Genomic DNA, 19406 nt, shown 5'->3' with positions numbered 1-19406 from the left:
GCGCGGGCGGCGAGGGCGCGGGAGGGCGGCGAGGGCGCGGGAGGGCGGGCTTGCGGGGTGAGGGGCGCGAGGTGCGGGGAGGGTGGGGTCAGGGGGAGTCGAGGAGGGGTTGGGTGGGGGTCCAGGGTGGGGCGCCGGTGGCGTCGTGGCGGCGGCGGGCGATGGCGGAGAGGGCTTCCAGGACTATGCGGTTGCCCAGGTAGGCGGTGATGTCGGCGTGGTCGTACGGTGGGGCGACCTCGACCACGTCGACTCCGACGATCGGGAGTTCGTAGCAGGCCCGGCGGACCGCGTCGAGCAGTTGGCGGGAGGTGAAGCCGCCCGGCTCGGGGGTGCCGGTGCCGGGTGCCATGCCGGGGTCGACCACGTCCACGTCGACGGAGAGGAAGACACCCTCGCACTCGTCGGTGGCGATGCCGAACGCCTCGGACAGGCAGTCGTCCAGGCCTCGGGCCACGATCTCGGTCATCTCGTACGAGCGCATCCGCTGCTCGGCCATCCACCGCAGCGTCTCCGGGCCCGGCCAGTAGCCGCGCAGTCCGATCTGGAGGAAGCGGTCGCCGCGTACCGCACCGGATTCGATGAGTCGACGCATCGGTTGGCCGTGCCCGTGCAGGGAACCGAACTCGATGTCCCCGGTGTCGGCGTGCGCGTCGAAGTGCAGCAGCGACACCCGGCCGAGCCCGTGGTGGCGGGCGACTCCGGTGGCGTCGGGCAGGGCGATGGAGTGGTCGCCGCCGAGGATCACCGGGATCGCGCCGGCCGAGGTCACCGCGTACACGGCGGTTTCCAGGGCGGCCAGGGAGCGTTCGATGTCGCCGGAGAACATCTCCACGTCACCGGCGTCGTACACGCACAGGTCCTTGAGGGCGTCGACGCGCAGGGCCAGGGAGGGGCGGGAGCCGTCGTGCGGCAGGTAGCAGGCCTGGCGGATGGCCGACGGGCCGAACCGGGTGCCGGGGCGGTGGGAGGTGCCGCCGTCGAAGGGCGCGCCGATGATGACCACGTCGGCGTCGGCGTACGTCACCGGTTCCTCGATGGTGCAGGGTGGCACGCCGAGGAAGGTCACGTCGGGGCCGAACATCGGGCCGTAGCGGGTCATCGTTCCTCCATGCCCCAGGGTGAGCCGTAATCGGTGAGCAGGTCGAGGAAGGGTTTCGGGGGCAACGCCTCGGGGCCGAGCACGCCGACACCCGACCAGACGCCCCCGGCCAGCAGTTCCAGGGCGACGACCGGGTTGATGGCGGTCTGCCAGACCACCGCCTGGTGGCCGTACTCGCGCATCGACCACTCGTTGTCGACCACGTGGTAGAGGTACACCTCGCGGGGGCGGCCGTCGACGCCGGTGCCGCGTACCCAGGTGCCGGCGCAGGTCCTGCCGCGCATCCGGTCGCCGAGGGTGGCCGGGTCGGGCAGGCAGGCGGCCACCACGTCGCGCGGCGACACCGACACCCCGCCCACCTGTACCGGGGAGGTCGCGGAAAGGCCGAGCTTGTGCAGCGTCTTGAGCACCTCGATGAACTCGTCGCCGAGGCCGTACTTGAAGGTGACCCGCTTCGCCGGCACCCAGCGCGGGATCAGCAGCACCTCCTCGTGTTCCACGTTGACGCACTCGACCGGCCCGATGCCTGCGGGGAAGTGGAACACCTCGGGCTCGCTGAACGGCTCGGTGGTGAACCAGCCCCGTCCGTCCTCCCAGATCACCGGCGGGTTGAGGCATTCCTCGATGGTGGTCCAGATCGAGAATGACGGCGCGAAGTCGTAGCCGTCGACTGTCAGGTTCGCTCCGTCGCGTACCCCGATCTCGTCGATGTCGGCGAAGAGTTCGTCGGCGGCGTAGCGGGCGAAGACGTCGGACAGGCCCGGTTCCACGCCGATGCCGCCCAGCGCCAGCCGGCCCGCGTCGGCCCAGCGCTGCGCGACCGCGAACTGCTCGTCGCCGAGCTTGACGCCGGTTTCCTGGTAGGGCCGGATCGGGTGCGGCTTCGACAGCGACATCGCCATGTCCAGGTAGTCGGCGCCGGCCGCGTACGCCCCCTCGAAGATCGGCATGACGAACCGCGGGTCGACCGCGTTGAGCACGTGGGTGATCCGATGTTCGCGGCAGGCCGCGGCGACCGCCTCGGCGGAGCCGGCGTCAAGCGTCGTGGCGACGAAGCGGGCGTCGCGGCCGGCGACCGCCCGCGCCGCGCGGGCGGGGTCGTGGTCGGCGACCACAATGGCCTCGAAGAAGGCGCGCCGCGCCGCGATGGCGACCACGGCGGCACCGACCCCACCAGCGCCGACAAGCAGGACACGCATCAGGAATCAAACCCCAGACCAAACCGATCGAGCGTACGGAGCCAGAGGTTGCGCCGCCCTTCATGCGCATCGGCGCGGGCCATGGACCAGCGGGTGAGCCCGATGCCGACCGCGCGGGCCGGTTCGGGTAGAAACGGCATCGGCTTGTCCCGCACCAGGGCGAGCCGGGTCAGCGGGGTGTCCGCCCCGGCGACCAGGTCGAGCAGCACGCGGGCACCGAACCGGGTCGCCCCGACCCCCAGCCCGGTGTAGCCGCCCGCGTACGCCAGTCGCCCGTCGTACGCGGTGCCGAAGAACGCGCAGAACCGGGTGCAGGTGTCGATCACCCCGCCCCACCGGTGGCTGAACCGCACGTCGGCCAGTTGCGGAAAGGTGGTGAAGAAGTGCGTGGCCAGGGCGGTGAAGGTGGCGTCACGCTGTTCCAGGGCGGGGGCCACCCGGTTGCCGTAGTGGTAGACCGCGTCGTAGCCGCCGAACAGGATCCGACCGTCGCCGGTGATCCGGTAGTAGTGGAACTGGTTGCCGGTGTCCGCCAACCCCTGCCGGTTGCGCCAGCCGATGGCGTCGCGCTGCGCGGGCGTCAACGGTTCGGTCATCAGCGCGTAGTCGTACACCGGCACCACCCAGGCGCGCAGTCGACGCAGCAGCGGCGGGAACGCGTTGGTGGCCAGCACCACCCGGTCGGCGCGTACCGCCCCGGGCACGTCGTCGGTGCCTGTGGTCTCGGCGAGCAGCGCCGCACCGGCCCGGCGCAGCCCGGTCACCCGGGTGCGCTCGTGGATGCGTACACCGAGGTCGAGGCAGGTCCGCCGCAGCCCCCAGGCCAGTCGCGCGGGGTCGAGCATCGCCACCCGGTCGCGGTCCCACAATCCGCCGAGGTACGTCGGTGAGTCCACCTCGGCCCGTACCTCGTCGGCGTCGAGCAGGCTGACGTCGTGGCCGTACCGGCGGGCCAGCGCGACGTCCTCGGCCAACCCGTCGAGCTGGTACGGCTCGACCGCCACCGCCAACTCGCCGGTGCGTTCGAAGTCGCAGTCGATGCCGTACGCGGCCACGGTCGCCGCGATGGCGTCCAGGTTCTCCCGGCCGAGCCGCTCCAACTCGTCGATCTCGTCGGGGAAGCGTTGCACCCCGTTGGCCAGCCCGTGGGTCAGCGAGGCGGCGCAGAACCCGCCGTTGCGTCCAGAGGCCGCCCAGCCGCAGGTGCCCGCCTCCACAAGCAGCACGTCCCGTCCCGGGTCGGCCTGCTTGGCCAGCAGGGCGGCCCACAACCCGCCGTACCCGCCACCGATCACCAGCAGGTCGGCGCTGGTCGGCCCGGCCAGCGGCGGGACCGGATCGGGGCGTTCCGGCCGGTCGAGCCAGTACGGTGCGCGTACCGCGTCGGTGAGGGCGCGGCCGGGCGGCGGCAGGTTCATGACCGGCTGGCCGCCCGGGGTGCCGGTACGGCCGCCGTGATCGCCGACCGGCGGGCCCGCCGCCCCCGCAGCATGGTGGCCAGCACCAGCAGCAACGCGATCGCGAACATGGCCGTACCGATGACGTTCACCTGCGGTGGGATGCCCCGCTGGGCGGCACCCCAGACGTACATCGGGAACGTGACGGTGGTGCCGGAGTTGAAGTTCGTGATGATGAAGTCGTCGAAGCTCAACGAGAAGGCCAGCAGGGCGGCGGCGACGATGCCGGGCAGCACCAGCGGCAGGGTGATCCGGCGGAACGTCTGCCACTCGCTGGCGTACAGGTCCATCGCGGCCTCCTCCAGCCGCCGGTCCATCCCGGCCAGCCGCGCCTTGACCGTCACCACCACGAACGACAGGCAGAACATGACGTGCGCGATGACGATGGTCCAGAAGCCCAGCGGCACCCCACCGGCGACGAACAGGGCGAGCAGCGAGGTGCCCATCACCAGTTCCGGGGTGGCCATCGGCAGGAAGATCAGCACGTTGAGCCCGGAGCGGCCCCGGAACCGGTGTCGGACCAGCGCGAACGCCATAAGCGTGCCGAGCGCGGTGGCGGCCACGGTGGCGAGGAAGCCGATCTGCGCGCTGCGCAGCACCGCGTCGCACATGTCGGAGGTGGCGCACGGGTTACGCCAGTTGTCGAGGGTGAACTCGTTGAAGTCGTACGACAGCCGGCTCGACGGGCGGTTGAACGACAGCGCGGCGACCACGGCGATCGGCAGGAACAGGTAGCCGAGCACCAGCAGCGCGACCCCCATCACCCAGTGCTGGGCAAGCCATCGGGACACGCGGCTCATAGGACATCCTCCGTACCGGCCCGGCGGAGGTAGACGAAGACCACCGCGAGGATCGCCGACATCAGCAGGAACGACAGGGCCGCGCCCTGCGGGTAGTCCAGCCGGACCAGGAAGGCCGAGTCGATGACGTTGCCGATCATGTACTGGTTCGGGGTGCCCAGCAGTTCGGCGTTGATGTAGTCACCTGTCGCCGGGATGAAGAACAGCAGGGTGCCGGCGATCAGACCGGGCATCGACAGCGGCAGGGTGACCCGGCGGAAGGTCTTCAGCGGGCTGGCGTACAGGTCGCTGGCGGCCTCCAGCAGCCGGTAGTCGAGCCGCTCCAGGCTCGCGTACAGCGGCAGCACCAGAAACGGCAGGAAGTTGTACGTCAGGCCGAGCACCACGGCGATCGGGGTGGCCAGCAGCCGCCCGTCCGGGCCGAGCAGGTGCACGTCGCGCAGCAGTCCGACAAGCCAGCCGTTGTCCGACAGGATGGTCTTCCAGGCCAGCGTGCGCACCAGGAAGCTGGTGAACATGGGGGCCACCACGCAGACCAGCAGCAGGTTCTTCCAGCGGCCGGCCTTCTGCGCGATCGCGTACGCCAGCGGGTAGCCCATCAGCAGCGCCAGCACCAGCGCCATGCCGGCGTACAGGAACGACCGGCTGAACTGCGGCCAGTACTGCTGCAGCGCGGTCGGATAGTTGCCGAACGCCCAGGTCAGCGCGTACCCGGTGGAGAGTGAGCCCTCCGGGTCGTAGAGGCTGGCCGAGGCGAGCTGCACGAGCGGCACGGCGAAGAACAGCAACAGCCAGGCCGCGCCGGGCAACAACAGCAGGTACGGCAGGAACCGGTACCGCGCCGATCGGGCAGTCTGCGGCGGCGACGCCGGCTGACCGGATCCGGCGGGTACGTGCGCCAGGATGCTCATGAGGAAGCGCCCACCGGCTGGTCGAGCACCGGTGTGGTGCGGTCGTCCTCGTCGGCGCGACGGCCGAGCAGGAAGGCGTGCCGGGGGTCCCAGTACGCCACGGCCCGCTCCCCGACGGCGAAGCGCTGCTGCGTCCCGCTGTTGGCGACGAAGACGCTCAGCTCCGTGCCCCAACTGGTGCGCAGCAGATACTGAGTGCTCACCCCGACGTACGAGGCGTCGGAGATGGTCCCTTCGAGATGCTGACTGCCGGCGGGCACCTGCACGGCGGCACCGGCCAGGTGCAGCTTCTCCGGGCGTACGCCGAGGTAGACCGGGCCTTCGTCGGCGCGGGCCCGGGCCGACGGCACGGAGAACCGCGCCCCCCGCGCGGTGACCAGGGTGTCGTCGCCGTTGCTGCCGGAGACCTCACCGGCGATCAGGTTGGACTGGCCGAGGAAGTTGGCCACGAAGGCGGTGGCCGGGAACTCGTAGATGTCGGCTGGTGCGCCGAGTTGCTCGATCCGTCCGGCGTTCATCACCGCGACCGTGTCGGCCATCGTCATGGCCTCCTCCTGGTCGTGGGTGACGTGCACGAAGGTGATGCCGACCTCGGTCTGGATCCGCTTGAGTTCGATCTGCATCTGGCGACGCAGTTTGAGATCCAGCGCGCCCAGCGGCTCGTCGAGCAGCAGCACCTGCGGGTGGTTGATCAGCGCCCGGGCCAACGCGACCCGCTGCTGCTGCCCGCCGGAGAGCTGGGTCGGTCGGCGTCGCTCGTAGCCGTCGAGTTGCACGAGCGACAGCATCTCGCGCACCTGGCTGTCCACCGACCGGATGCCGCGTCGCCGCAGCCCGAAGGCCACGTTCTCGAAGATGTCCAGGTGCGGGAAGAGGGCGTAGCTCTGGAACACCGTGTTGACCGGCCGTTTGTACGGGCGCAGCCCGGCGATGTCCCGGTCACCGAGCAGCACCTGCCCGCTGGTCGGCTCCTCCAGCCCGGCGATCATCCGCAACGTGGTCGTCTTGCCGCAGCCGGAGGCACCGAGCAGGGCGAAGAACGAGCCCTGGGCGATCGTCAGGCTGAGATCGTCGACGGCGGTGAACGGGCCGAACGTCTTGGTGAGGTTGGCCAGGCGCAGGTCGCCCGCCGGTGTCTCCTGCGCCATCGTCACGCTCCGATAACCTGCTGGAACTTGGTCTCGTACTCGCGCTCCTGCTTCTCGTCCAACGCCATGAAGACCCGCGCCTTGGAGAGGATGGCCTCGTCGGGGAAGATCAGCGGGTTCGAGGCCAGCTCCGGGTCGATCTTCTCCATCTCCGCCTGCGCGCCCTGTACCGGGCAGATGTAGTTGACGTAGGCGGCGAGTTGGGCGGCGACCGCAGGGTCGTAGTAGTAGTTGATCAGCGCTTCGGCGTTCGCCTTGTGGGTCGCCTTGTTCGGCACGAGCATGTTGTCCGACCAGAGCATCACCCCGGACTCGGGCACCACGAACTTGATCTGCTCGTCGTCGAAGCCGAGTTGGATGATGTCACCGGACCAGCCGATGCACGCCGCGATGTCCCCCTTGGCCAGGTCGGGCGCGTAGTCGTTGCCGGTGAACCGGCGGATGTGCCCGGAGTCGACGGCCCGCTTGAGCTTGTTGAGCGCGTCGTCGAACTGGCTGCTGGTGAAGTCGGACGGGTTGTGCCCGTTGGACATCAACAGCAGCCCCATGGTGTCACGCATTTCGGTCAACGCGGTCACCTTGCCCTTGAGATCCGGGCGGGTGAGCAGTTCGTCGAGCGTACGGAGTTCGCCGGTGACCCGGCCGTTGTAGGCCAGCCCGGCCAGACCGGACTGCCACGGTACGGCGAGGTGGTTGTCCACGTCGAAGGGGCGGTTGCGCAGCGACGGCAGCAGGTTCGCCTCGACGTTCGGCAGGTTCGCCTTGTCCAGCTTCTGGATCCAGCCCAGCCGGATCATCCGGGCGGCCATCCAGTCGGTGAGCACCATGATGTCCCGCCCGGTGCCCTGGCACGCCGCAAGCTGGTTCTGCACCTTGCCGAAGAACTCGTTGTTGTCGTTGACGTCCTCGGTGTAGGCCACCTGAATGCCGGTCTTGCTGACGAATCCGTCCAACGAGGGTCGCTTGGCGTTGTCGTCGTCGTCGACGTCCATGTACTGCGGCCAGTTGGAGAAGGCGAGCTTCTTCTCCGTACCGGAAAGGTCCTCGCTGACGCAGCCCTCTTCGGTCTGTTGGGCGGCCGGGGTGCCACAGCCGGCGAGGGTTCCACCCGCAGCGAGCAGTGCAGCCGAACCGAGGGTGCCAGTGAGCAGACCACGCCGGGTGAGGGGCCGGAAGGCACTACGCATATGACGACTCCTATTGATCGGTCGGCGGCGAGACGGGGGTGGCGCGCCAACGGGAGGATCAATGGCGATGGACGACTGATCCTGACATGAGCAACCCTCTCGTACAAGGGATTCCGTTGCCGCATTAGCTTCCGACGACGAATTACGCCAAACTCTCCGATGGCATTAGGCTCATCCCGGTGACGGACATGGGGAGCGGTCGATGACGAACCGGCAGCACGACAACGGCAACGGCAACGGCAACGGGGGCCGCCGGGTCAGTGTGCGCGAGGGCGCGAGCCACGCCCTGCTCGACGACGTGGCCAAGCAGATCATCGAGCAGTTGCAGCAGGACGGACGCCGACCGTACGCCACCATCGGCAAGGCGGTCGGGCTCTCCGAGGCAGCCGTACGCCAGCGGGTGCAGCGCCTGCTCGACGCCGGGGTGATGCAGATCGTCGCGGTGACCGACCCGCTCCAACTCGGCTTCCCCCGACAAGCCATGATCGGCCTTCGTACCGATGGTGACCTGGAGTCCGTCGCCGACCGGATCGCCGAGTTCGACGAGGTCGACTACGTGGTGATCACCGCCGGCTCGTTCGACCTGCTGGCCGAGGTGGTCTGCCGCAACGACGAGCACCTGCTGGAGATCCTGCAACGCCTGCGCGCCGTCACCGGCGTCGTCTCCACCGAGGCGTTCGTCTACCTCAAGCTCCGCAAGCAGACCTACACCTGGGGCACCGCCTGACCCACCCGCCCTGCCCGCTTGGACCCGGCCCGCCTGCCCTGCCCGCCTCGGCCCGGCCGGGCTGGGCCGGGCTGGCCCGCCAACCGGCTTGTGCTTGATCGACGTGGCGAACCGCGACAGTCAGCGGCCGGGTCGGCGCCCGGTGGCGGCGACGAAGGCGCGCCAGGCGTCAGGAGCGAAGGTCAGCACGCCGCCGGCCCGGTCCTTGCTGTCGCGCACCAGGATCCGGCCGGGCAGGTTGTCGGCCACCTCGACACAGTTGCCGCCGTTGTTGCTGCTGCGGGTGGCGGTGCGCCAACGGGCGCCGGTCATCTCCATGTCGTCGCCACTTCCCTGATCAGCTCGATGGACTGGCGACGGGGCAGCGCCTCACCGGTGACGCTCTCCCATCTCGCGCTCAGGCTAGCAAGGTCGGCACGCTCGGTCACCACCTGACCGCGCAGCTGATTGTCCAGATAGGCCGCCTCGCCGCCGTCCGGTGTGCGGGCCAGCACGAACGGCCCGGCCAGCCCGGTGTGCCACGGGTTCTCCGCCGGAATCACCCGTACCTGCACGTGCTCCCGATCGCTCAACTCCGCCAGGTGGCCGAGTTGCCCGGCCATCACCGCCCGATCGCCGCCCACCTGCCGACGCAGCACCACCTCGTCGATCACCGCCACCAGTTGAAGCGGACTCTCCCGCTCCAACACCCGCTGCCGCGCCATCCGCCCCGCAACGATCTCCTCGACCTCCGTCGGCGACATCAGGCCGCCGGTGGCCAGCACCCCCCGGGCGTACGCCTCGGTCTGCAGCAACCCCGGCACCAACAGCGGCTCATATGATCGGAGTGAGCTGGCCTTCTGCTCCAGATCCGCCCACTCCCGGAACCACGGCAGATCGCGGCGGCGAAACGGCTCGGGCCACAGCTCCTCGGCCTGCCGCCCGAGCACCGTGGCCACCGCGACCCTGGTCCGAGGATGCGGAACCCGCCCGTCCGCGATCCACCGACCCGCCGTCTTCGGGTCGACGCCAACCTTCCCGGCCAACGACTCAGCCGTCTCCCCCTTGTTCGCCATCGCCAGCCGCAGCACCTCGTTCACTTCCCGACCTCCACCCCGCCCATGACGTTGCGCAGCACGCTAGCCACCCTGCGTGGCCCTGTCCGCCCGCTCCCGGCGTGTCGCGTAAGGACTGTTTCGCACACTTCAAACGTCCCCGAAACGCCCCCCAATCGCCCCCGACATGCCCCCACCCGGCCCGGCCCCACCAGCGGCCCCGGAGCCGACATGCGTCACACTCGAATACGGATTCCGTTGCCTGCAAGGTCCGGACTTGCTGAATCCGTCGCCATGGGCCGCTTGGCCAACCGATTGCACTTGCCATTCGTCGCTTGACTGTGGGATAACCGTGGGCAGAGCGGCCGGTGACCCCTGACCGGCCCGAGACCGATGGGGCTGACATGGCCAACGCCACCGACCACCTCTGGATGCACTTCACCCGGATGGCGAGCTACTCCGCGGGCGAGGTGCCGACCATCGTGCGCGGCGAAGGAGCGTACGTCTGGGACGCGCAGGGTCGCCGCTACCTGGACGGGCTCGCCGGGCTCTTCGTCGTCAACGCCGGCCACGGGCGCACCGAGTTGGCGGAGGCCGCCGCCAAGCAGGCCGGCGAGCTTGCCTACTTCCCGCTCTGGTCGTACGCGCACCCGACCGCGGTCGAGCTGGCCGAACGGATCTCCAGCCTCACCCCCGGCGACCTGAACCGGGTCTTCTTCACCACCGGCGGTTCCGAGGCGGTGGAGGCGGCGTGGAAGCTGGCCCGGGCGTACTTCAAGCGGGTCGGTAAGCCCACCAAGCACAAGGTGGTCAGCCGGTACATCGCCTACCACGGCACCTCGATGGGCGCCCTGTCGATCACCGGCCTGCCGGGCATCAAGACGGACTTCGAGCCGCTGGTCCCGGGCGGCATCAAGGTGCCGAACACCAACTTCTACCGGGCACCGGAGCACGGCGACGACCCGGTGGCGTTCGGCCGCTGGGCCGCCGACGAGATCGGCCGCGCCATCGAGCGGGAGGGGCCGGACACGGTCGCGGCGGTCTTCCTGGAGCCGGTGCAGAACTCCGGCGGCTGCTTCCCGCCGCCGCCCGGCTACTTCGAGCGGGTCCGCGAGATCTGCGACGCGTACGACGTGTTGCTGGTCAGCGACGAGGTGATCTGCTCGTGGGGGCGGCTCGGCGAGTACTTCGGCGCGGTCCGCTACGGCTACCAGCCCGACATCATCACCACCGCCAAGGGCATCACCTCGGGGTACGCCCCACTCGGCGCGATGATCGCCAGCGACCGGCTGATGGAGCCGTTCCTGACCGAGACCGGCATGTTCGCCCACGGGGTGACCTTCGGCGGTCACCCGGTCTCCTGCGCGGTGGCCCTGGCCAACCTGGAGGTCTTCGCCCGTGAGGACCTCGTCGGGCACGTACGGGCCAACGAGGATGCGTTCCGTTCGACCCTGGAGAAGCTGCACGACCTGCCGATCGTCGGCGACGTGCGGGGCGACGGCTACTTCTACGGCATCGAGCTGGTCAAGAACAAGGAGACCCGGGAGACCTTCGACGAGGCCGAGTCGGAGCGGCTGCTGCGCGGCTTCCTCTCCACCGCACTCTTCGACGCCGGGCTCTACTGCCGGGCCGACGACCGGGGTGACCCGGTGGTGCAGCTCGCTCCGCCGCTGATCGCCGGGCAGCAGCAGTTCGACGAGATCGAGCAGATCCTGCGCAGCGTGCTCACCGAGGCCTGGTCCCGCCTCTGACACAAGCCGGGCCGCGCCAGCGTCCATCCTGGTCGGGCCGGGCTGTCACAGGTCCGGTCCGACCAGCAGCGTCGGGAGTCGCCGTGTCCTATCACGACCTGTCGTACTGGCTGTCCACCGTCGACGAGCCGCTGACTCCGCGTCCGACGCTGGGCGGTGACGCAGACGCCGACGTGGTGATCGTCGGTGCCGGTTACACCGGGCTCTGGACGGCGTACTACCTGGCGCACGCCGACCCGACGCTGCGCATCGTGGTGCTGGAGCGTCAGGTGGCTGGGTTCGGCGCGTCCGGGCGCAACGGCGGCTGGTGTTCCGCCCTGCTGCCCACCTCGCTGACCGGGCTGGCCCGTCGACACGGCCGGGACGCCGCGATCGCCATGCAGCACGCCATGCACGACACGGTGCGCGAGGTCGGTCGGGTGGTCGCGGCCGAGGGCATCGACTGCCACTGGGCGTACGCCGGCACCGTCGTGCTCGCCCGCAGCGCACCGCAACTCCAGCGGGCCCGCGCGACGGTCCTGGAGGCTCGGGAGTTCGGTTTCGGCGCCGAGGATCTCGCCCTGCTCGGTCCCGACGAGGCCGAGGCCCGGTGCGCCGCCGAGGGGGTACGGGGTGGCACGTACACCCCGCACTGCGCGACCGTGCACCCGGCCCGGCTGGTCCGCGGGCTGGCCCGGGCGGTCGAGCGACGAGGGGTGACCATCCACGAACGGACCCCGGTCACCCAGATCCGTCGGGGCGCGGCGGTGACCCCGCACGGGACGGTACGCGCGCCGGTGGTGGTGCGGGCGACCGAGGGGTACACCCCGGGGCTGCCCGGGCAGCGGCGGGCCATCGCTCCGGTCTACTCGCTGATGCTCGCCACCGAGCCGCTCCCGCCGGCCACCTGGGCCCACATCGGCCTGGTCGAACGGGAGACGTTCACGGATCTCCGACACGTCATCATCTACGGCCAACGCACCGCCGACGGTCGGCTCGCCTTCGGCGGGCGGGGTGCCCCGTACCATTTCGGCTCGCGGGTGCGGGCCGCGTACGACCGGGAGCCGCGGGTCTTCGCGGCGCTGCGTCGCACGCTCACCGAACTCTTCCCAGTGCTGGGCGCCGACGTGCCCGTGTCACACACCTGGGGTGGGCCGCTCGGGGTGACCCGGGACTGGACCGCCTCGGTCGGCTACCACCCGAGCGAAGGGCTGGCCTGGGCCGGCGGGTACGTGGGCGACGGTGTCGGCACCAGCAACCTGGCCGGACGCACCCTGGCCGACCTGATCCGGGGTGCGCAGACCGCACTGACCGCGCTGCCCTGGGTCAACCACCGTTCTCCGCGCTGGGAGCCGGAGCCGCTGCGCTGGCTGGCCGTCAACGCCGGCCTACGGGTCATGTACTCCGCCGACGACGCCGAAAGTCGCACCGGCCGCCCTTCCCGCCGAGCCGAGACCTTCTCCCGCCTGCTCGACAGCTGAGCCCTTCCGTCCCCACCTCTGGCACCGGGCGGGACGCCGGCGCGGGTCAGTGGGACGGGGGGATCACGCGGAGGTGGCCGCGGCGGGAGGTCGAAGAGCCGGGGGGCGTGCTCGCCTGGGCGTTGGATTTCTGGTCGTCCTGGGGCGGACGGGGGGCGGGGCGGGCGGCCTCACGTACCGCCTCGGCGAGGGCGACCAGGTCGTCGGTGGTGGGCGGCGGGGGCTCGAACTCGCCCTCGTGCCGGACCACCTCCCAACCCCGGGGGGCGGTGAGGCTGCGGGCGTGCGGCTCGCAGAGGTCGTACGTGTGCGGTTCGGCGAAGGCCGCCAGTGGGCCGACCACGGCTGTCGACTCGTTGTAGACATAGGTCAGCGTGGCGACTGCTTGCCGGGGGCAGCCGTTGCGGGAGCAGCGCCGTGGTGACCTCACGGGCGCAGGGTATCTCCATTACCGGGTCCGGCGCACCGCTTCGCGTTACGACACGCCCGTCTTGGTGATCACATTTCCTACACGAGGGTCCGACGCGCCACGTGCCGACGCAGCTGTGACCTGCCCCGGGCGGAGGCTACCCTTTGGCTCATGACGAGCCCGGAGAGCCGCCGCCCCGGCGGCAGCCGGCGCGGCCACCGCGACCGGCATGGCCGTGGCCTGCGCGGACGGCTCGTGCCGGCCACCGTGCCGCTGGCGCGCACCAAGGCGGAGATCTTCGACGACCTGGTGCTGGACACCGTCGAGACGCTGGAGCGCCGGTTCGCCAAGGAGCTGGCCGGCGTGGAGTTCGCGGTGGAGGACGTCCCGCCGGAGCTCAACGTCTACGACTCCGACGTGCTGGAGGACGGCGAGGTCCCGCTGGCCCGGTTGCTGCCGGGTCGGCCCGGCCGCCAGGAGGTGCCGCCCCGGATCGTGTTGTACCGCCGACCGCTGGAGTTCCGGGCGATGGACCGGGAAGACCTGGCCGACCTGGTACACGACGTGATCATCGAGCAGGTGGCGAACCTGCTCGGCGTCGACCCGGACGAGCTGGCCTGACCCTCGGGTCCGAACGACTGTCGCGGCCCCCACCGCGACACGCCGTCCCAGCCCGGGCGGGGCGGTCCCCCACCGCCCCCACCCCGACGACGAATCAGGCGGCGCGCCGCTTGAGCTTGCGACGCTCCCGTTCGGAGAGCCCGCCCCAGATCCCGAACCGCTCGTCGTGTCCGAGAGCGTATTCGAGGCACTCCGTCTTGACCTCACACCGCGAGCAGATCCGCTTCGCCTCGCGGGTCGAGCCGCCCTTCTCGGGAAAGAACGCCTCCGGGTCGGTCTGCGAGCACAACGCCCGCTCCTGCCACTCCGGCGCGTTTCCGAGCAGGTCGGCCGCCTCGAGTTGGCCGTCCATCAATTGCCTCCTTGTCGCGCACCGGCGTCATCGCCGCTGCAACCCCCCACGCGAAAGGCGTGTTTGTCCGTCCGGCCCCGTTTTGTTGCGTTCCGTGCGAACAACCCCATTCAAATTACACGCGTGTAATGCGTGCGCCGTCAAGCCAAACTTGATAATGGAGTCGCCCTCCCGACACGCCCCCGGACTGCCGTCCGGACCACCCGGTCTCGCCCTGCCCTATCGATTCAGACCCCGGCCGAGTAACGCCCCTCCCGGCGAGTTGCGCGAGTTTTCTCCCGTGGCGCTCGTTCCGCGGCCAGCCCCGTCGGGCCGCGCGCAAGCGCTTCCGGCAGTCTCCCCGGCAAACCTTTGATCTTGACCCGCAAGGTTATCCCGACTTCGCCGCCCCTGCCCGTCGGCCACAAACGCGACGGCCGCACCTCGTCCACATTGTGGACTGGGCGCGGCCGTCGGCGGAGCGATCAGAGTCAGTCAGCGGGTGGAGAATCCCTGGTGGGCCAGACGAACTCGGCCACACCGCCACCGGCCACGGTGACCGTACCGGCCGACCGCATTTCGTCCCACCATACGGTATACAGACCAGCACAAAGGTCCGGATACACTGCACTGTGGAATGTCCCGTCCCGGACCGGGCGTTCCCGCACCGCAGCATGGGTACGCGGTCCACCGTCCTCACCCAGCGGGCTGATCTCGATTTCCCGGCCGAGCAGTTGACGCCCGGTGTAAATGATCAAAGCGCCGGTGTCGCCACCCAGATCGAGCAGGACTGTTCCGCTGCCTCTTTGAACAACGGGTTACCCAGTCGGGAAACCTGGGTGAACGGGCCGGTGCTGGTGTCGGCATCGACAGGTACGGCCGGCGACTGACGAAGGTTCGACGTCAGGCTTGAACATGACCGTACGCAGTCGTACGCCTACGCGCCGGCCGTCCCGCTGCCGCCGCGATCGCCCGCAACTGCTCCTCGGTACGCGCCGACCCGTTGCCCGAGCCCGCCATCCGGGAGATGGTCTCCTCCATCAACGTGCCGCCCAGGTCGTTGCAGCCACTGCGCAGCAACTCCGCGCTGCCCTCGTCGCCGAGCTTGACCCAGGAGCACTGGATGCTGTGGATGCGGCCGTGCAGCAGCACCCGCGCCATCGCGTGCACCGCCCGGTTGTCCCGCCAGGTCGGCCCCGGCCGGGCGATGCCGGCGAGGTAGATCGGCGCGTTGGTGTGCACGAACGGCAGCGCCACGAACTCGGTGAACCCACCCGTACGATCCTGGATCCCGGCCAGCACCCGGAAATGCGTAAGCCACTGGCCCGGATGATCCACGTGTCCGTACATCATCGTGGAGCTGGACCGGATGCCCAGCTCGTGGGCGGTGCTGACCACCTCGACCCAGGCGGCGGTCGGCAGTTTGCCCTTGGTCAGCACCCAGCGCACCTCGTCGTCGAGGATCTCCGCGGCGGTGCCCGGAATGGTGTCCAGCCCGGCTTCGCGCAGTCCGCTGAGCCATTCGCGTACCGACACGCCGGCCTTGGCGGCGGCGGTGGCGATCTCCATCGGCGAGAAGGCGTGCACGTGCAACTGCGGCACCCGCGCCTTGATCGCGCGGATCAGGTCGGCGTAGCCGGTCACCGGCAGCTTCGGATCGATGCCGCCCTGGAGGCAGACCTCGCTGGCACCGGCCTGCCACGCCTCCTCGGCCCGGTCGGCGACCTGCTCCACCGACAGCCGGTACGCGTCAGCGTCGCGCTCACGCTGGGCGAACGCGCAGAAGCGGCACCCCACGTAGCAGACGTTCGTGAAGTTGATGTTGCGGTTGACGACGTAGGTGATGTCGTCCCCCACCGCGTCGCGGCGCAGGTCGTCGGCGGTACGGCAGAGTTCGTCAAGCGCTTCGCCGTCGGCGGCGAACAACGCAAGTGCCGCGTCGGCGTGCCGGGGCTCCAGCAGCGCCGCCGGATCCTGTGCGGCCAGCCGCAGCCCGGCGCGCAGGTCGGCGTCGCCGACGCCCGCGGTGGCCGACCGGCCGGCCGCTGCTGCCTGGCCGTCCGCAGCGGCCCGGGTCGGGGGTACGACGGCCTTGGCGGCCACCTCCGACCAGTCGCCGTAGACGTGGTCGAAGTCGCCCCGCCGGTCGGCGGTACGCCCCGTGGTGTCGATGGTGACGTGCAGATCGGTACGCCCGCCGTACGCCTCGTCGGGCTCCTGCCACGGCCGACCCACCGGCCGGGCCGACTCCACAGCCAGCCCGGTCGCCGGATCGGCCAACGCACCGACGTGCGGCAGCAGCCGCGGATCCAGCCACGGGTCGCCGGCCCGCACGTACTCCGGGTAGATGGTCAGCCGCTCCCGCAACGTGAACCCGGCCCCGGCGGTACGCGCCGCCAACTCGTCGAGCTGCGGCCAGGGGCGCTCCGGGTTGACGTGGTCCGGGGTCACCGGGGAGACCCCGCCCCAGTCGTCGATGCCGGCCCGCAGCAGCAGGTCGTACTCGCCGGCGATCAGGTTGGGCGGGGCCTGGATGCGGGCCTTCGGGCCGAGCAGCACCCGGGCCACCGCCACCGTCGCGGCGAGATCGTGCAGCTCCGCGTCGGGCATCGACCGCATGGCGGTGTCCGGCTTGGCGCGGAAGTTCTGCACGATCACCTCCTGGAGGTGGCCGTACTCCCGGTGCGCCCGACGGATCGCGAAGATCGCCTCCACCCGCTCGGCGAGGGTCTCACCGATGCCGATCAGGATGCCGGTGGTGAACGGGACACCGACCCGGCCGGCGTCGTCGAGCACCCGCAGCCGTACCGCCGGTTCCTTGTCCGGTGAGCCGTAGTGCGGGCCACCCGGCTCCGACCAGAGCCGGGTCGCGGTGGTCTCCAGCATCATGCCCATGCTCGGCGCGACCGGCTTGAGCCGCTGCAACTCCGACCAGGAGAGCACGCCCGGATTCAGGTGCGGCAGCAGGCCGGTCTCCTCCAGCACCGCCACCGCACAGGCCCGCAGGTAGTCCAGGGTCGACTCGTAGCCCCGCTCGTCGAGCCACTGCCGGGCCGCCGGCCAGCGCTCCTCCGGCCGGTCGCCCAGCGTGAACAGCGCCTCCTTGCACCCCTGCGCGGCACCCGCCCGGGCGATCTCCAACACCTCGTCGCGGTCGAGGAACGCGGCCGGCAACCGGTGCGGCACGGTGGCGAAGGTGCAGTAGTGGCAGCGGTCCCGGCACAGCCGGGTCAGCGGGATGAAGACCTTCTTGGAGTACGTCACCACACCCGGCCGACCGGCGTCACGCAGACCGGCGTCGCGGATCGCCCCGGCGATGTCGAGCAACTCGTCAAGCGCCGCGCCGCGCGCGGTCAGCAGTGTCGACGCCTCCTCGACGTCGAGCGCCCGCCCGGCCGCAGCCCGGCGCAACGCCCGGCGCACGCCGGTCTCGTTCGACACGGGCCCGCTCCCGTCAACCATCCGCTCAGCCTATTCGCTGCGGCCCGTCCCATTGCGCTGGCGTGGGCAACCACACCGTGGCGTCACACGTCAGGTCGACTGCCCGCCCAGATCGATGCGCCGGGTACGGTCCTCGTCACCGTCCGGTCGGGGCAGCGCCTGGGTCGGCTCCGCGCCCGGACGCGCGATGGCCTCGGTCGGATCGCCGCTGGAGGTGGCCTCGCTCGGACGCGCGATGGCCTGGGTCGGCTCGGCGCCCGGACGGGCGATGGCCTCGGTCGGCTCGGCGTTCTGGCGCGCGATGGTCTGGGTGGCATCGGTCGACGCGGGCTGACCGAACGGCGGCGCGGAGGGCTGCGACGCGGACGGTGGCGACTGCGGGGGGACGGCCGGCTGACCGTGCGGCGGCCAGGTGTGCGGGGACGCGGACGACTCCGGCGAAGACGGTGCCTGCCCGGCCATCGGCCACCCGGCACCGGAGCCGGTTTCCTGACCCGCACCGGTGCTGCTCGGCTGGTCACCAGCAGACCACCCGCCGCTCGACCATCCCCCGGCCGGATAACCGGACTGCCCGCCCTCACCGGAACCCGACTGACCCGGATATCCGGACTGGCCGACCCCACCGGGGCCCGGCTGACCCGCATATCCGGACTGGCCGGGAGCAGGCTGACCCGGATATCCGGACTGGCCGGCCCCGCCGGGACCGGGCTGGCCCGGGTACCAGGGCTGACCGGGAGCACCGCCGGGCTGGCCCGGGTTGCCCGGCCAGCCGGACTGCGGGGTGCCGTACATGCCGGGCTCGGCCTTGGGCCGGGGCACGTGGTAGAGCCGCCGCCAGATGCTCCACACCACGTACGCCGCCACCCCGAACAGCGCCACCCAGGCGGCCCGGGTGAGCATGCCGGTGAGGGCGTCGAAGATCTGCGCCTCGGCCAGCCGACCGACCGTCCAGATCAACAGGGTCAGCCCGCCGAGCACGGCACTTACCGCGTACTCCACGAGCGCGACCTGCGTGATCAACTTGGCTCTCGGTACCGCCGGGGCGATGTGCGTGGCCAGCAGCACGGCCAGCACCGGCAGCACGACCGCCTCAAGCCCGATGAAGGCGAAGAAGGCACTGCCCGCACGGCCGGTCACCGTGCTGTAGGCGCCCTGGGGGGTGACCAGCCGGATCAGACCGACGAAGAGGAATACGGCGTTCGCGGCGAGGAGCACGAGGGCGGCGAGTTCCCGCAGCGGCCCGGTCACCTGAGCGGCCGGCGTCGGGGTGTGGGGCGGGGGCTCGGCGGGGCTGGTCACGAACTCTCCCTGGGGGCGAAAGCGGACAGATGCCGACGTGAGCCTAGTCTCCCGGGGCGACTTCCCGCCGCAGGCGTCAGGTAGGCGAGGATGGTCGGATGCGCATCGTGGTTCTGACCGGGGGAATCGGCGGAGCCCGCTTCCTGCTCGGGGTGCGGGCCTACGCCCGGGAGGTGGGCGCGGAGGTTACCGCCGTGGTCAACGTCGGCGACGACCTACGCCTGCACGGGCTACGCGTCTGCCCGGATCTGGACAGCGTCATGTACACCCTGGGCGGGGGTGCCGACCCGGAGCGGGGCTGGGGCCGCACCGGGGAGAGCTGGACAGTCAAGGACGAGTTGGCCGCGTACGGTGCCGAGCCGAGCTGGTTCGGGCTGGGCGACAAGGACCTCGCCACCCACCTGGTTCGCACCCAGATGCTGGACGCGGGCTACCCCCTGCACGAGGTGACCGAGGCGTTGGCGACCCGCTGGCAGCCCGGCATCCGCCTGCTCCCAGCCACCAACGACCGCCTCGAAACCCACGCCAT

19 protein-coding genes are annotated in these 19406 nt (G+C 70.7%); 6 read left to right on the top strand and 13 right to left on the bottom strand.

Annotated elements, in window-relative coordinates:
• Positions 1 to 88 precede the first annotated feature (88 nt).
• Genes speB through Vgi01_RS03990 form a run of 7 tightly spaced genes read right to left on the bottom strand, consistent with a single transcriptional unit; the run spans position 89 to position 7804 of the window.
• Positions 89 to 1102 (bottom strand): agmatinase, encoded by a 1014-nt coding sequence (speB, locus tag Vgi01_RS04020; protein WP_204290180.1) that lies wholly within the window; start codon positions 1100 to 1102, stop codon positions 89 to 91.
• The gene (locus tag Vgi01_RS04015) at positions 1099 to 2301 is read right to left on the bottom strand and encodes a saccharopine dehydrogenase family protein (protein WP_204290179.1); all 1203 of its coding nucleotides are present in this window, start codon (positions 2299 to 2301) and stop codon (positions 1099 to 1101) included. The genes speB and Vgi01_RS04015 overlap by 4 nt, the downstream gene beginning before the upstream one ends.
• Entirely contained in the window at positions 2301 to 3719 is a 1419-nt protein-coding gene (locus Vgi01_RS04010; RefSeq protein WP_204290174.1) for an NAD(P)/FAD-dependent oxidoreductase, read from the bottom strand. The genes Vgi01_RS04015 and Vgi01_RS04010 overlap by 1 nt, the downstream gene beginning before the upstream one ends.
• Positions 3716 to 4558: an ABC transporter permease gene (locus Vgi01_RS04005; protein ID WP_102660971.1), complete on the bottom strand. Its 843-nt coding sequence runs from the start codon at positions 4556 to 4558 to the stop codon at positions 3716 to 3718. The genes Vgi01_RS04010 and Vgi01_RS04005 overlap by 4 nt, the downstream gene beginning before the upstream one ends.
• Positions 4555 to 5469, bottom strand: a complete 915-nt coding sequence (locus Vgi01_RS04000) for an ABC transporter permease (protein ID WP_102660972.1) — start codon at positions 5467 to 5469, stop codon at positions 4555 to 4557. Before Vgi01_RS04000 ends, Vgi01_RS04005 begins: the two co-directional genes overlap by 4 nt.
• On the bottom strand, positions 5466 to 6617 hold the full coding sequence (locus Vgi01_RS03995; protein ID WP_102660973.1) for an ABC transporter ATP-binding protein: 1152 nt from the start codon (positions 6615 to 6617) through the stop codon (positions 5466 to 5468). The genes Vgi01_RS04000 and Vgi01_RS03995 overlap by 4 nt, the downstream gene beginning before the upstream one ends.
• Positions 6618 to 6619: 2 nt before the next feature.
• Complete coding sequence (locus Vgi01_RS03990; RefSeq protein WP_204290167.1) at positions 6620 to 7804, bottom strand: polyamine ABC transporter substrate-binding protein; 1185 nt, start codon at positions 7802 to 7804, stop codon at positions 6620 to 6622.
• A 202-nt stretch (positions 7805 to 8006) separates the two neighbouring features.
• Here Vgi01_RS03990 and Vgi01_RS03985 point away from each other — a divergent pair, with 202 nt between their 5' ends.
• A complete protein-coding gene (locus Vgi01_RS03985; protein WP_204290166.1) occupies positions 8007 to 8531 on the top strand; it encodes an Lrp/AsnC family transcriptional regulator in 525 nt (174 codons plus the stop codon).
• A 120-nt stretch (positions 8532 to 8651) separates the two neighbouring features.
• Here Vgi01_RS03985 and Vgi01_RS03980 read toward each other — a convergent pair whose 3' ends face one another.
• Both Vgi01_RS03980 and Vgi01_RS03975 read right to left on the bottom strand, forming a co-directional pair.
• Entirely contained in the window at positions 8652 to 8849 is a 198-nt protein-coding gene (locus Vgi01_RS03980) for a DUF397 domain-containing protein (RefSeq protein WP_102660975.1), read from the bottom strand.
• Positions 8840 to 9610, bottom strand: coding sequence for a helix-turn-helix domain-containing protein (locus Vgi01_RS03975; RefSeq protein ID WP_204290165.1), 771 nt, complete (start codon positions 9608 to 9610; stop codon positions 8840 to 8842). Before Vgi01_RS03975 ends, Vgi01_RS03980 begins: the two co-directional genes overlap by 10 nt.
• Positions 9611 to 9969: 359 nt before the next feature.
• On the opposite strand from Vgi01_RS03975, the gene Vgi01_RS03970 reads away from it, so the two are divergent.
• Both Vgi01_RS03970 and Vgi01_RS03965 read left to right on the top strand, forming a co-directional pair.
• Positions 9970 to 11316, top strand: a complete 1347-nt coding sequence (locus Vgi01_RS03970; RefSeq protein ID WP_204290164.1) for an aspartate aminotransferase family protein — start codon at positions 9970 to 9972, stop codon at positions 11314 to 11316.
• 83 nt (positions 11317 to 11399) lie between these two features.
• On the top strand, positions 11400 to 12776 hold the full coding sequence (locus Vgi01_RS03965) for an NAD(P)/FAD-dependent oxidoreductase (RefSeq protein WP_204290163.1): 1377 nt from the start codon (positions 11400 to 11402) through the stop codon (positions 12774 to 12776).
• Positions 12777 to 12822: 46 nt separating this feature from the next.
• On the opposite strand, the gene Vgi01_RS03960 is transcribed toward Vgi01_RS03965, so the two are convergent.
• A complete protein-coding gene (locus Vgi01_RS03960; RefSeq protein WP_102660718.1) occupies positions 12823 to 13206 on the bottom strand; it encodes a DUF3499 domain-containing protein in 384 nt (127 codons plus the stop codon).
• A 150-nt stretch (positions 13207 to 13356) separates the two neighbouring features.
• Between Vgi01_RS03960 and Vgi01_RS03955 the strand changes: the two genes are divergently transcribed.
• A complete protein-coding gene (locus tag Vgi01_RS03955; protein ID WP_043719749.1) occupies positions 13357 to 13806 on the top strand; it encodes a metallopeptidase family protein in 450 nt (149 codons plus the stop codon).
• Positions 13807 to 13900: 94 nt separating this feature from the next.
• Here the strand turns inward: Vgi01_RS03955 and Vgi01_RS03950 are convergent, their stop codons facing one another.
• Complete coding sequence (locus tag Vgi01_RS03950) at positions 13901 to 14158, bottom strand: WhiB family transcriptional regulator (protein ID WP_013731688.1); 258 nt, start codon at positions 14156 to 14158, stop codon at positions 13901 to 13903.
• A 653-nt stretch (positions 14159 to 14811) separates the two neighbouring features.
• On the opposite strand from Vgi01_RS03950, the gene Vgi01_RS03945 reads away from it, so the two are divergent.
• On the top strand, positions 14812 to 15027 hold the full coding sequence (locus Vgi01_RS03945; protein ID WP_158244951.1) for a hypothetical protein: 216 nt from the start codon (positions 14812 to 14814) through the stop codon (positions 15025 to 15027).
• A gap of 13 nt (positions 15028 to 15040) precedes the next feature.
• Here Vgi01_RS03945 and Vgi01_RS03940 read toward each other — a convergent pair whose 3' ends face one another.
• Positions 15041 to 17599: a bifunctional FO biosynthesis protein CofGH gene (locus Vgi01_RS03940; RefSeq protein ID WP_204290156.1), complete on the bottom strand. Its 2559-nt coding sequence runs from the start codon at positions 17597 to 17599 to the stop codon at positions 15041 to 15043.
• 69 nt (positions 17600 to 17668) lie between these two features.
• Positions 17669 to 18877, bottom strand: coding sequence for a hypothetical protein (locus Vgi01_RS03935; RefSeq protein WP_204290151.1), 1209 nt, complete (start codon positions 18875 to 18877; stop codon positions 17669 to 17671).
• 98 nt (positions 18878 to 18975) lie between these two features.
• Here Vgi01_RS03935 and Vgi01_RS03930 point away from each other — a divergent pair.
• The coding region (locus Vgi01_RS03930; protein ID WP_204290149.1) for a 2-phospho-L-lactate transferase CofD family protein at positions 18976 to 19406 on the top strand (431 nt) is incomplete at its 3' end.

It is taken from the genome of Micromonospora gifhornensis (assembly GCF_016863515.1).
GTDB lineage: Bacteria > Actinomycetota > Actinomycetes > Mycobacteriales > Micromonosporaceae > Micromonospora > Micromonospora gifhornensis.
Note: the sequence above shows the minus strand (reverse complement) of the source record. Positions and strands in the feature narration are given on the sequence as shown.